Here is a 13,271-nt window from a genome sequence, read left to right as displayed (position 1 = left end):
ATTCATGGAGCCTTAAATTATATGACTCCAGTAGAATATCGTTTATCTAAAATGACCGAATAAAAATTGTATAAAAAAGTGTTGACAATCCATCTTATAATTGATGGCATCCTCATACAGTTCAAAGGAATGTGCCTGAACTTCATTAAATGCTGACACTGCTTTTTTTGCACCCATCTGTGCCAATATCTCAAAGGCACCGTTTTGCTCCATTTCCTTTAGTCTTTTTTTAATTTCAACCTCCGCCTCAACAAGCTGTCTTGTGGTTAGCTCCTGTGCCACCTCCTGCGACAAGGGATCTGATTCTTCCCAAAAACTACCGTTATATACAAGGTATCCTGTAGACGGAGAGTATCTTAAACGACTATAATATTCCCTTGATAGAACAACTGCCTGCCCCACATCTGAGTAATCTTCCGGTTTTAATTCAAAACCTGCATTATACTGCTCAGGTGGAATATATCCTTCCTGCGTAGATACTTTTGCACCAAACTTTAAGGCACTATTCCATATAGTTTTCAGTTCAGCCTCTTCAAGAGGAGGATTGCATTTTTCAGATTTTTGTAAATATAACTGATATGCCTCCTCGGTATCCCCATAGCGTTTGATGATTTTTCCTGCATAATGGGACATGGTATTATTGCGCTTTCCCTGTGGAACTTGGCTTTGCTGGTTATCCCACTCTTCAAAATCTAGATCATCAAGAAAATCTACAATAGTTCTACTTCCCTCATAAAACTCCACTTCTGGATTTGTAACACCAAAAAGCAGCCTTGCACTATCAAGCGCATTACTGTCAAAGTAAGGGAAAGTAGCTGTAATTCTCTTTTTTAGTGCCGTATATTCCTTAGAATCTATAACAGTTGGTATCACAAAATACACATGAAATCTTGGACGAGCAGACTTTTCATCTTTTACTTTCATATGATTTCTGCTATATACAGCCACAAAGGACACCTCTGGAAATGCCATTGCAACTTCAAATGGCGTAATCCATTCATCAGGGTTATCACTATGGTCATTATCTAGGTCGAGAGGAACATTGTCGGCACTAATAAAGTTGGAAGTACTACGGTAATTATCCTTATACTCTGCTGTTACATGGTCATGCTGCATTGCAGCTTTCATTGACTGATCATCCGTAATAATATTTTTATTGGGATAAATACAGTTAGACAGACTGCCAACGCAGTCTGCCGTATATATTGTTAAACTTATCATTGCGACACCTCCTGTAGTTCTTCAGTGAAATATCTGATTTTCTTTCTCATTTTTCCTGCTTGTTCTATTTCTTCAGACATTCCTTCAGATACTTCACTTCCAAACACCCATAATTCATCGCACTTACCAAGAAACACCTTATTCATAAACATAGCAAGTCCACGTTCATGCTCCTCTGAAATGTACTGTGGCAACAGCAAATGTGGTGCAAATGGTATTGTATTTTTTGCAACAGCAAATCTTGAGTACATTCTTGCATTTGCTGTATTTTTTTCGATATCCCCAGAATAAGGACTGCAAATATATATCATAGGGCGAAAAGCGGCAGCCTTTCGTGCTGCTCGCTCTTCCTTTTCAATTTTAGTTAATGCCTCATAAGTAACAGGGTCGTAATAACCCTCTGCATTGTATTTATCAATTGACATAAGTTTCATCCTCCTGTTCAATCGTAGGCAAAATACCATCTGCCTTTAAAAGTCCATAGATGAACAAGCGTCCTGCCTGAGTCCAATAAGTATGAACCTTGGTATGCATTGTTCCGTTACTTCCTGGATAACTGTGGGTTTTTGTACTTGTATAACCCATCTCTGCGTACTTCTGATACAAGAGCCATATTTTATTGCCCTGCTTGTACTGGATACCCTTCTCATGAAGATACTGATTCATTCTATTGGCACTCCAGCCGTAGTCTTTAGCAATCACGGAAATAGCAACAAGGTCTTTGCAGTTAAGTACTACATCGTAGTAGCTGGCTTTTGGTTTCATCTCCACAATCTGCTGATTCTGAACAGCCACCGTAGCCATAAGTGCATTATTCTTTTCACGCTCTGCTTTCAGTTTTGTAAGTGCTGCAATCAACATATCTGGGTCATTAAGCAATTCATCTACTGCGTAAACACCATGCTTTCTAATAATAGGAAGAACCTCTGATGTAACCCAACGTTTGAACTTTTTCGAATTTGGCATCTTGCTTGAAAGAATAAGGCTGTAAAGACCAGACTCATTAATGAGAATTCCCTTTGTCCCGTTGACGGTGAACGATTCGTTCAGCGTTTTGTCTTCCTCATCGATATGGTCTCTGACAGCCTTCTGCGGATTTGTGTACCCAAGAATTTCTGCTACATCTTTACCTACAAAATACGGCTCATCGTTAATCATAAGTGTACGGATAGAGCCAAACTCCGCATTATTAAAAATCTGTAATTCGCTCATAAGAATTACCTCCTAAAATTTAATTGAGGTCGACCCTCACTTAGTAGCCTTAAGGGAGGGTCAGATTGGACGCTTTTACAAAATTTCTTGATATTTTTTCTTGGCTCTCTGTAAACGCTTGTACACCGTATCTCTTTTTTCACCTATTTCTGCTGCATATTCTTCTGGGGTCTTGTCCTCTAAACAAACAGCAATGATGACTTCAGCAAATTCTGGTTTTAATACGTCACGGAGTTTTTGACACAAATCCTCATAGTCATATTGGCGATTTAATTTTTCTTCCTGAGAATTATCTGCTACCGTATCCATACCATCACTGTCATCAGCATCTTGATCATCTTTTCTAAACTGCTTTTTCAGATTTCCACGATGACGATCAAACTTGTGCCAGTTATTGTATTCTGGTTTATTAAATTGCTCCTCAAAAACATCTTGGATAAGAGTTTCCTTTTCTTCTTGCGTTAGGTCTTCGCCACCTTCAAGTGACAAGCTGACCCACATCTCTTCACTGTTAACCTCCAATATTTCGTACTTTTGTTCATAACGAATCTTTAATTTCATTCTCTTGTCCTTTCTGCCTGTTTCTTGCAGAAGGGCAAGGAATACAAATATTGGTGCTTTAGAAGTACCGAATCAAAAAAGCCTGATTAGACCATAGGAAATAAAGGGTACCTCTATCGCAACATTCACAGCTTTCACTGTGAAGATTCCGATATTTGTATCCCAATGCCCTATAGCTAATCAGGCCTTGTGATATTTGATTTTAAATGTTGCTGCTCAAAGTGAATCCCTAATGGATTATTTGAACATTGAACTGTTTTTCTGTTCGATTATAAGTATACCGAGTAGCAAGCTATTTTTCTCGGACATGGAATGTCCGTCAGCTGTGCTTCACCAAAACAAAAAAGAGCCATGAAAACAAGCTTTACTTTGCTTGTCTTCATGGCTCTCATTGTACCTTTTATAAAATTTTATAACGGGAGTAATTCCCCTAAAAAAACATCGGATAGTTATTATTTGCAAATTTTTCTAATCCGAGATTTCTCATTATATCTATATCCTCATCTGGACATACTTCCACAAACTGTTGATATTCAAACTGATTATTATCTCTATTAACTATAAATGTTAATAGGAAATCTCTATACTTTGTTTCACTGGTACATACTTCAAAGTCACATCTCATTCCTCTTGATACCACTGTACTATTTTCCTCATAGAACTCATTAATCTGTCTTGCTATATCTGCTGCTACTAAGTTCTCAATGTTGTATATATCTACCGTAAACTCCCTAAACATATCATAGACATTTACCGCCTCTGGCCACATAATAAATCTGACTCTTTTTGCATTCCCTTTTAGCTGACTATAGATTTTATCAGCAAACCTATCCCCTATGAGCATTGCAAGATCACGGCTTACTACCGAACGAGCAACGAAATGATAGAGTACATCATGCGAAAATTCTAAATCTTCCAAGTTTTGATAGGAATAAATAAACTGCTTAATTTTATAAATTGTGTTCTCCACTTGACGCTTTTTCTTGATTAAATCATATGCTCCAAAATTTATCGCTACTCTATTTTCTATCTTTTTCTTCCAAGCTTGCACTGCAACAGCATCAGCCTCTTTAGGCTTTGTAACTGCTACTGAGAGTGACCGATTTGGATTATTGTAGCCATAATAATCATTACGGAATCCTTCTTTATTCTTCTTCACAGAAACCATCTCTTGTATGATTACTGCAAGAGTATCTAATGCAACTCCATTTGAAACATCAATATCTTCGTTTTTTGCAATCTACCAGTCAAGAACTGTTCTGAAATGCTTAAATGCAAATTTATAATTCTTCAAGTCAGAATCTTCAATCGGTTGACCACATGAAATAAAATAAAGAACTATATCAGCATCAGAATCAGAATCTTCAATTTCCCTATCAAGACGTTTTTGAATTATGGGGAATACCCCCCACTTTACTTCACAGCCCTCCCATTTTCTAAAATTCTTTATATATTCATCCTCAGGAGGTTCTTCAATACAAATACGATAGTTGATGTTCAATCTGTCTGCCTCATTACACATCAGTCTATGGCAAACAAGAATATTATAGAATGTATTCATAACCCCTTCCTTATTAGATATGGATGAAGGATACGTTATTGACAATCTCCCTAGGACATTCTCATTCAAGAAACGATTAATTCTCTCTAATTCTCGGATTGCATTTTCTGGCTCATCTAATGCTCTATCGGAGATAACATAATCAAATATCTTTCCTGTAATATACTCCCAATGCATATTTATTGTTTCTATTTTCTTATCTCGTGCATCAGCATCAGTAATCTCGCTCCGTACTTTATCAAACATCTCACTAAAAATGCTACCATAAACACTCTTTTCAGAATAACTTGTTGGAATATTTTCAAGCCTTGGTTTGGCAATAATGTCAGTAATTTGTATTTTCAACTCCTTATTATCCAATGGTTTATATTTTGGTTCTCCAGACTTTTCTATATAATATAAGAGTTTCAGTAGTTTTAGTTCATCAAACTTCTCGGCATTACTTTTTTCTGCTATAGCTTCAATGTCAAAATGCAAACAGCGTTTAAGTTTATCTATCAATCCAGACTCATCATCATTTTTAAACAGTTTCCACAATGTTTCTGGACTTCTCCATTTATCATCATTCGGATATTTTTCTTCATATTCATTTACTAATTCTTTACACAATTCTATAAAGGTCAGCTGGCATGACCTGCTTTGCTTTTTTCCAATATCATATTTCCCCAAAATTATTCCTCCCCTATGAAAAAGCAACCGGACATCCCATGTCCGGCTCAATAAAAAATTATTTTAAAATTTTCTAAGCAACTCTATTTTGCCTTCCAAGTGGTTTCAAATCCTGTGATACTAACATATCATTGCACTCATATATGGACTTTGTATAGCAGGAATTCAACAGGAACTGATACATCAGGTGCTGTTCTGTCATCATAAAGGATTTTCCAGAAGCTCTCAATAAACAATTACTTAACATTGGTGGCAATTTCATCCCAATACAAAGTTGTACTACTGTTTCAATAGTTACATTATCCGGTTCATCATTTCTAAGTCGCTGTATTGTCTTTTCACTCATTTCAGCAGCTTCAGCAAGTTCCTCTTCCGTCATCTCGGACCATTTGATAAGCGCATCCAACGCTCCTGAAAAATTCATTGGCAGCTTACGAGCCACTGATAACAAATCAGCATTGTATTGCTTAATCATTTCTGTGTGATTCAAATTATCCTTATTTTCAGAAGAGTAATGTGCCTCAAACACTATACTTGATGCGGCGTCTCTATAGAGAACACACTCTGTAAAAAACTGCTCTCCATATTTATTTACAGATTTTATTTTTAAATCAAATACTAGGCAACATTCTTCCATATGGAAACGAGCATAGTCTGTTAATTCTGTAGTCCCATTTTCATTAAATTGTATGTACTTTGGATGGTTAAAACAAAAATGCGAATCCACATATAGATAATTCCCACTGCTTAATTTTTCCTTTAATTCTGATTTAAATATACTTTCAACTATAGCATCTTTTATACTTATAGAAAAAGTCTGGTTTTTTTGAATAGATCCTTTTTTAAAGCAATGTGGTTTGACATAATGGTTATCAACATAGGTGAATACACCAATAGCCTGATCATATCCTATATCCACCATTCGTATTTTGGCAGCACATCGCGACACACCATAAAACAATGCTGCTTCGTCAATAACCCATTCCATAATATCAACTAAATTAAAGTTACTGAGTTCATCTCGACACTTACGAATAAGTTCATTCACCTTCATCTTGAAGGGAATAAGTGGCATTTGGATTCTTGGTGCAAGGGCATTAGCCTGCCACTCCATCCAATCTGTAGCACTTCTAACCTTATTATCTTTAATACCACCAACAACTTGGCATTTTATTTGAGTGACATCTTTATTGAACAAACGCTCTAATTCAAATGCTTTTCGATGCTTATCCCAATGAACGCACTCATGTACGATGGTATTGTTCACCGATCCCAGATTGCGCAAAAAGAAATTCTGTGGATCTACTATAATAGTTTTCCCTAATACATCAGTCTGCACCATGCTGCATGAATTACTATCATATAATTCAGTCGTTTTATCAAAAAAGAAAATCTGACCAAATACAGAAAAGTCCTCTGTTATTCTCTGAATTTTAATATCTAACCCCATTCTCTTTGCTAGCTTGTCCGGCTCAATTGCCATCGGTTTTTTTAGAGCCTCTGGATAGTATTTTCTTAGAAATTCTGTTGCTTCGTCTTCAAGCTGTTCTTTGTTTATGAATGGAACAAGAAAATCCGACATAGGTTTTGGCTGCTTATTTTTGCTCACATATTTAGTTACGCTAAAGATTATCAAATCATCTAAATTGCAGTCTAAATCTCCGGTACACTTCAGCATAAACCACTGCTTGCAGAATTCTGATTCATCATAGTGATAATCTGCCTCTCGAACCTCAAGTTCTGCTTCGACAGCAACATCAAATTCTATTTTCATATCCGGCAAGTCATTAACAGAAACAAACTTTGCTTCTATATCCGACAATTCTATGCTACCAATATTTCGAACTCTGTATAACCGCAAATCTAAGTCTTCGTAGTTAGCTGCGGTGAAACTTTGTATGGCAACAAATAACTCATTATAAAATCTATCTACCACATAATCTTTAAATGAACGATTGCTCGCCATATGTAAGCCCCCCCACACCGATCAATTTAATATATAAGTTTGCATTACTTCCTTGATATTGAGATATTGTTCAATAATTTTTGTGCCTGTTTTTCGATCTCCTAAATAAGCAGAGGATAATGAAAAATGCAGATTTGAACAAGTTGAATTATTTGGTAGTATTAAGGCACTATATATTTTAGTACTCTTCGAAATCCCACCTCTAAGCATCTCATTATACGAAAATTGCTTATAATTTAAATCTGAGACATTGTAATAATATTTCGAATCAAAAATATAAAGAGAATCATCTTTTTTTGCATGATGATCTAACCGTATTTTAAACTGGTGTGAAGAATCATCAATTAAAAATTCTTTAGATTCAAATCTCAATGATGATGTTATTAAGCTTTTATCAAATATAACAGAATTGGAAACCTCATCAACACATTTAAAATACTTATTAAGGTATGTTGAAACCATCCGCTCCCATATTTTATCAAAATAATTGATTTTGATATGGATATCACCACCTTTTGGCGATTTCTTATATTGTTCAAAAAAACTAATTAAGTGTGATATCAATTTCTTGTGAGCATCTTTAAATGTTTTGCTACTAATTTGTCGTAGCTGTTGAAGTGTATATTCTCGATGTTTGATAAAGTCAAAAGAACTCATCTTATACCCAGTTCTTGGCAACTTAATAAAATATGGAAAACTGTTAATTGTATGGTCGATAACAAACACCATGCACTCGCTCAAGAAAACATTCTGTTGTCTTTTTTTCTTTTTATATAAGGGAGAGAAAATCAAGTTGCCCTCACTTACGATGACCTGTGCCTTTTGAATCGTTTGTTTCCATGAAATCGATCCATTTGCATTGGGTCTTACTTCGATATTGCTTTGACGATAAATACCATATTGACTGTAATACTTATATATCTCAAAAAATGGAGCAAAAGGATATTCTGATACAAATTCCGGCTTTGCTCCGATGTACTTAGTCGCTTTAGCAGTAGTAGATACTTCTTTTGTATATTTTACAAAAACATCAAATAACAATTTAATATCTTCTGAATTTGCTCTTTTGCTTTTATTCAAATCTTTCAACTCTGCATCACTGTAAAAATGTTTTGGAAAAACAGATAATACATTGCCTTCACCTAAAACAAATCCCACAAAATCAAACACATCCTTATTGTCAGATTTTAGATATTTTATATCACCTTTTTGAAGGCTAAAAGGCGATACATCTATGCCATCAACACTATTATAATCTTGTCCATATTGAAAATTCATTAGACTAGCACCACCTCCATACATCAAGAAATCATAATTTGCCTTTTAACCATAATTCTATACACTCTAAAAATTTATCGCTATAAACTTTCTTGTCAACTTCGTAGGCATCATACAATTCAGAAAAACTTGTAATTGATGAATCAAACAAACTAATTTCAGTACTATAACATGATTTATGAATATCGCTCCATAAGTAATGTAGCAATTTATTTTTAATTTGATTTTTATGGTCACTTAACGTACCACCGACTTTAAATTCTATAAAGAATTGTCCTAACTGCTTGTCTTCACCAAGACCCAAAAATCGTGAGTCAGATATAAACTTATTTAAAGCACCATAAATGTTAACCCACTTAACTAACTTTTTTGTTCCTGCATTGTCTGTAACTACTTCAATGTCAATATCATTTTTATATGGGCCACCTACAGGTTCTGGCTTAGTGCTTATATAATGCCATTCAAACCTTCTTTTAAATGCTGTATCCATTACAAATACATTCTGATCACTTGTATTTACAGTTCCTAAAATATTGAGATTAGGTGGCAATTTAATTTTGTCATCAGCAATTGCTATTATGTCTTTAGCAATGATATCATTATTTATAAAATATTTACTGTAACCCTTATTAACACCAGAAGACTCTCTATCTAATAATTGAAAAATATCTCCAAAAATGCCTGCACAATCTCCTCTCGACATTTCCTCAATTATCAAAAATACCTTTTTAGAAGTGTCTTCGTATGCTTTTTCTAATGCTCTTGTAAATATTCCCTTTGTAAATTCATAGCTGATATTGGTAGCACCACTTGCTGTTTTCTGAACTTTAGGTAGTAATTGTCCAACGAAATCATTATATGTATATTCTGGATGGAATGTAGTTCTAAAAATTCTATCATCTCCAACACCAGATGTTTTTACTAGTTCATCTACACTATAACTTTTTCCTGTTCCTGGCGCGCCATAATAAATTATCTGCATTTTAGTATTCTCCTTTTTAATTTATCCTTTTATTTTCAAAATGTAATCTCTTATTGTAGGAATATCTCCATCATTTAAACCAGTTAATGAAGTAGTATTAATTACATATTTTTCTTTATCGGCCAAATATACAGCCGGTATAACCCTTAAAAACCATCTATATATATATGCTGTATCATTTGTTCTTCCTAACATATTTGAACATATAATACTAATTTTTCTAGCAGTTACATCAAGTGTAAAATAATCATTAGTACCATCTTGCAAAATTAATTCATTTAATTGTTGTATTGTATTAATTGACGTTATAATATCATCATCACCACTATTAATTACATCGTATAATCGATTATCAAATATGTCTAAATAGTTTATTCCCATAGTTTGTGCACAAATAATCTGACGTTTTACAGAGGCATTATTCACTCTACTTGTTGTACACAAACTAATCGCAAATATTGGCATATTATTAATGTGGAGATCCTTGGTCACATTTGCAATGTTATTATATATACCAATTATTACAGGCGGTATCTTACTTGATAAAAAATCATTAGCATTTCCTGCATCAGGATCGACATAAAAAAACAAACCATCAACATTCCTTTTTTCATTTTCTAAATAGCCAGCAAAAAAAGATACTCTACTTGAATTATTAATTTTCTCTTTTATAACTGTTTTATTTTCAACTCTAATGCTTTGTATCTTTAACTTTGCATACTTGTTATTTAGTCGATTAATGATGTTATTTAGCATATCATCTACAGTATCCACGCCAATAGCTAACCATTTATTATGTGTGCCTGGATCACTGTGTGCAGTTCTCAGTTTTTTCACTAATTCTTCTGGAACAACTAACACATGACTCATATTATTTCTCCTTCTTCTAATAGTTTACTATTAAGACCTCACTTTTTGCATATCTCCATCCACTAGTACCTATGTTAACAATTCTAAATCCGTGTTCTTCTACCCACTTCAATAGTAAATGATTTGTTCTTTCTTTGTGATGAATTACATTTGACAAAATGAATTTATATCCTAATATATCAATATGGCTTAGTATATTTAATAGTTCTACTTCTTCATCAGCAGACCAACCCTTCATTCCTCTCTTACCATCGTTATAAGCAGCACTTGTAATAAAGTAAGGTGGGTCAAAATAAAAAACCGTGTCTGAAGGATACTCACTCCAATTTATTGAGGTGTAGTCAATATTCATCATTTTTAGGTTTTTTGCTTTGACTTTAAAGTTTAGTATTCGTTGCTTTATATCTTCACTGTAGCCTGCTACTCCAATCGGAGTGTTAAACTTATGTTTTCCATTAAATCTGATCATATTTTGGAATGAATACATATGGAGCAAATACAAATTTAGTGGAGAATTATCTCTTTCATTATAATCTAAACGAAGTTTGTCAAATGGTTCTTTCTCACCCTTCTCCAACTTGTACTTAGCTATACCTTCCTCAATGGTTTCCACGATTTCAGTTTTATCCGTTTTTAGAAGCCACTCAATAATTTCATAAACAAAAGGATTGAGTTCATTATAAACAACGCAATCTGTGGCAACGATGTTTGCACCTACGTTAAATGCCCCTCCCATAACATCGACAAAAGTATTCACAGAAGGAGGAATCTCTTTTATTATAGTTGGAAGCAAAGTGTCCTTGCTGCCAGAATAATTAAGTGGCGACTTATTTAAAGACATATCTTTTTGAAAATATATTATCACTTCATTGAGGGATTTGCCGTTACTCTTATTGCTTGATCGATGATTCTGATACTCCCTATAGTCGGTACTTTCTATGTATACCTTACCGTCTTTAGCGAATAACTTTGTCAATTCAACTAGATCCTCTATACTAACGAGTCCTTGATTGCTATAGCTAACCAATATATGTTTATAATTAATCTGCCTAAATAAATCCTCAAAGGCTTGTAATGCTTTAGTTCTCTGAGCATATAATGAGTTTTTATTACCCCTTCCTCTTTTCCCACCTACACCTTTTATATCGGGTGAATCATATTTAGCAATAGTATCTAACATATGATACGCAGAAACATATTGTGTTACAGTATATGGAGGGTCGATATATGCTATATCTCCTTCAATACGCCTCACTAAATTATTTGTTTCTTCATTATAAATATCGTTTTGAGCGAAAAGTTCTTCTTGGATCATTTCAAGTGGCTCAATGATAAAATCTTTTGTTGCTCTTGAGTCCCAAAACTTAAAGAAAGCTTCGTAAGTACCCGAAGTGTTCGAAACCTTGGTGGTGCTTTCAATAAGCGAGGCTAATAGAAAAAAATACTCATTTTCAGAAATAATTTGATCTCTGTAAAGATCCTCAATCTTTATTCTAATGCCATCAATCTTTTTCCCATTATCTTCTGTAAAAAACATTCTTCCACCAATCGGAGTGTAGTTATTATAAATAAAGTAATTGCTATCTACAGTAAATTCAAGAGAATTAAGCCAATCAAAAATATTCCTTTTATATTCTTTAGTAAAATTTGAAAAAGAAGGAGTCTTGCTATTAGTTAATTTCGCTCTACTCATAACGTATGAGAAGTATAAAAAATCGTTAGATTGAATTTTATATCTATCCTTAAAATAATCACCGACACAGGATGTTCCTGCAAACAAATCTGCAAACGTGTACCCTTGAATGTCATATTTTTTTATAATATCTTCTATAGTATTCAGCAATTTTGTTTTGCTGCCTAAATATCTCATTTTATCACCTTTTCTAGTTACGCTATTTTTTTTCTTTGTCTGCTTGATATTCAAGTAAATCACTTAGGTCGCAATCAAATACCTTACAAATGTTATTAAGCAAATCCAAATCGACCCTTTTGACCTTCTCGTGGTACAGATCGCCGATAGTGTTTGGGCGCACACCAACTAACTCAGCAAGTGCTTTTCTTGTCATTTTGTTTTTACCTAATAATTCAGATAATTTAATTTTAATCAATGATATCACCTCAGCGGTATTAAATAACTGTTTCCGTTATAAATTAACAATTTACATTATATCATAGCGATATTCGTTTCTCAATAGAAGAAAAAATTAATTCAGTAAAATTAATTCTAAAATTATGTTTACCTTTTATAGCTCACATATTTAACATCTATCCTATCTCCACAACCTATCAATTTTTATCCTGTCAACTCAACCCTATGTCATTTCTAACGTGGATATGTTTGGTTCTGATTTACCCAATAAAAAATCCGAGAGCCAGAGTTTCTCCCCCGACCCTCGGAAATCCCTTTATTTCAAGACCTTCCAACCCTTTACCTATCTTTTCTTGTTATCAATACAACACTCTCCACGTGCGGTGAAATTTGATTTTTATACTACATGGCAAAACTAAGTCATACATTTTAGAGAGAGGGGTAAGCGTTTATTACTTCTAGAGTTTTACCCCCCACTCTGTCAACGATATGTTGCCTCTGAATTCTGGATTGTCAACACTTTTTTATACAATTTTTATTCGGTCATTTTAGATAAACGATATTCTACTGGAGTCATATAATTTAAGGCTCCATGAATACGTTTATTGTTATACCACTTTACATAATCACTTAATTCTCTTTTCAGTTCCTCTAAACTGCTAAAAACTCTTTTAAATGCAAATTCTGTCTTTATAATCTTATACCCTGCTTCTGCAACTGCATTATCATATGGACACCCTTTTTGGCTTAAGGAACGTTTGATTTTAAAGGCATTTAGAACCTCATCAATTATTTTATTTTTAAACTCGTTTCCTCTGTCTGTATGAAAAACTTTAATTTTTGATAAATTTACTTTAGAATT

Annotated in this window: 13 protein-coding genes; all 13 read right to left on the bottom strand. The window is 34.0% G+C overall.

Annotation, left to right across the window (positions count from 1 at the left end):
• Positions 1-42: 42 nt before the first annotated feature.
• Positions 43-1,221: a primase C-terminal domain-containing protein gene (locus tag BM305_RS18305; RefSeq protein ID WP_092564362.1), complete on the bottom strand. Its 1,179-nt coding sequence runs from the start codon at positions 1,219-1,221 to the stop codon at positions 43-45.
• Positions 1,218-1,646, bottom strand: a complete 429-nt coding sequence (locus BM305_RS18300; protein WP_092564360.1) for a DUF7768 domain-containing protein — start codon at positions 1,644-1,646, stop codon at positions 1,218-1,220. Before BM305_RS18300 ends, BM305_RS18305 begins: the two co-directional genes overlap by 4 nt.
• Positions 1,636-2,433: a phage antirepressor KilAC domain-containing protein gene (locus BM305_RS18295; RefSeq protein WP_092564358.1), complete on the bottom strand. Its 798-nt coding sequence runs from the start codon at positions 2,431-2,433 to the stop codon at positions 1,636-1,638. The genes BM305_RS18300 and BM305_RS18295 overlap by 11 nt, the downstream gene beginning before the upstream one ends.
• Before the next feature lie 75 nt (positions 2,434-2,508).
• Positions 2,509-2,994, bottom strand: a complete 486-nt coding sequence (locus BM305_RS18290) for an RNA polymerase sigma factor (protein WP_092564356.1) — start codon at positions 2,992-2,994, stop codon at positions 2,509-2,511.
• Positions 2,995-3,424: 430 nt separating this feature from the next.
• Complete coding sequence (locus BM305_RS18285) at positions 3,425-4,153, bottom strand: hypothetical protein (protein ID WP_092564354.1); 729 nt, start codon at positions 4,151-4,153, stop codon at positions 3,425-3,427.
• Between the two features lie 81 nt (positions 4,154-4,234).
• Positions 4,235-5,224, bottom strand: coding sequence for a hypothetical protein (locus tag BM305_RS18280; protein ID WP_092564352.1), 990 nt, complete (start codon positions 5,222-5,224; stop codon positions 4,235-4,237).
• Between the two features lie 73 nt (positions 5,225-5,297).
• A complete protein-coding gene (locus BM305_RS18275) occupies positions 5,298-7,190 on the bottom strand; it encodes an ImmA/IrrE family metallo-endopeptidase (protein ID WP_092564350.1) in 1,893 nt (630 codons plus the stop codon).
• Positions 7,191-7,211: 21 nt separating this feature from the next.
• Positions 7,212-8,468 carry a hypothetical protein gene (locus tag BM305_RS18270; protein ID WP_177214805.1) on the bottom strand — a complete coding sequence of 419 codons (1,257 nt, stop codon included), beginning with the start codon at positions 8,466-8,468 and terminating at the stop codon, positions 7,212-7,214.
• A 31-nt stretch (positions 8,469-8,499) separates the two neighbouring features.
• Positions 8,500-9,450 (bottom strand): AAA family ATPase, encoded by a 951-nt coding sequence (locus tag BM305_RS18265; protein ID WP_092564346.1) that lies wholly within the window; start codon positions 9,448-9,450, stop codon positions 8,500-8,502.
• A gap of 21 nt (positions 9,451-9,471) precedes the next feature.
• A complete protein-coding gene (locus tag BM305_RS18260) occupies positions 9,472-10,320 on the bottom strand; it encodes a hypothetical protein (RefSeq protein WP_092564344.1) in 849 nt (282 codons plus the stop codon).
• A 16-nt stretch (positions 10,321-10,336) separates the two neighbouring features.
• Positions 10,337-12,190 (bottom strand): Dam family site-specific DNA-(adenine-N6)-methyltransferase, encoded by a 1,854-nt coding sequence (locus BM305_RS18255; protein ID WP_092564364.1) that lies wholly within the window; start codon positions 12,188-12,190, stop codon positions 10,337-10,339.
• 22 nt (positions 12,191-12,212) lie between these two features.
• The gene (locus BM305_RS18250) at positions 12,213-12,428 is read right to left on the bottom strand and encodes a helix-turn-helix domain-containing protein (RefSeq protein WP_092564342.1); all 216 of its coding nucleotides are present in this window, start codon (positions 12,426-12,428) and stop codon (positions 12,213-12,215) included.
• A 516-nt stretch (positions 12,429-12,944) separates the two neighbouring features.
• On the bottom strand, positions 12,945-13,271 hold a 327-nt coding region (locus tag BM305_RS18245; RefSeq protein ID WP_143099222.1), incomplete at its 5' end, for an IS3 family transposase.

Origin of the sequence: Anaeromicropila populeti (genome assembly GCF_900112775.1) — a bacterium.
Taxonomy (GTDB): domain Bacteria; phylum Bacillota; class Clostridia; order Lachnospirales; family Lachnospiraceae; genus Anaeromicropila_A; species Anaeromicropila_A populeti.
Note: the sequence above shows the minus strand (reverse complement) of the source record. Positions and strands in the feature narration are given on the sequence as shown.

Bases quoted from the DNA above. Each gene is read 5' to 3' on its own strand.
- BM305_RS18290 (WP_092564356.1), bottom strand. From the start codon at position 2,994: ATGAAATTAAAGATTCGTTATGAACAAAAGTACGAAATATTGGAGGTT.
- BM305_RS18300 (WP_092564360.1), bottom strand. From the start codon at position 1,646: ATGTCAATTGATAAATACAATGCAGAGGGTTATTACGACCCTGTTACT.
- BM305_RS18275 (WP_092564350.1), bottom strand. From the start codon at position 7,190: ATGGCGAGCAATCGTTCATTTAAAGATTATGTGGTAGATAGATTTTAT.
- BM305_RS18270 (WP_177214805.1), bottom strand. From the start codon at position 8,468: ATGAATTTTCAATATGGACAAGATTATAATAGTGTTGATGGCATAGAT.
- BM305_RS18295 (WP_092564358.1), bottom strand. From the start codon at position 2,433: ATGAGCGAATTACAGATTTTTAATAATGCGGAGTTTGGCTCTATCCGT.
- BM305_RS18305 (WP_092564362.1), bottom strand. From the start codon at position 1,221: ATGATAAGTTTAACAATATATACGGCAGACTGCGTTGGCAGTCTGTCT.
- BM305_RS18265 (WP_092564346.1), bottom strand. From the start codon at position 9,450: ATGCAGATAATTTATTATGGCGCGCCAGGAACAGGAAAAAGTTATAGT.
- BM305_RS18255 (WP_092564364.1), bottom strand. From the start codon at position 12,190: ATGAGATATTTAGGCAGCAAAACAAAATTGCTGAATACTATAGAAGAT.
- BM305_RS18260 (WP_092564344.1), bottom strand. From the start codon at position 10,320: ATGAGTCATGTGTTAGTTGTTCCAGAAGAATTAGTGAAAAAACTGAGA.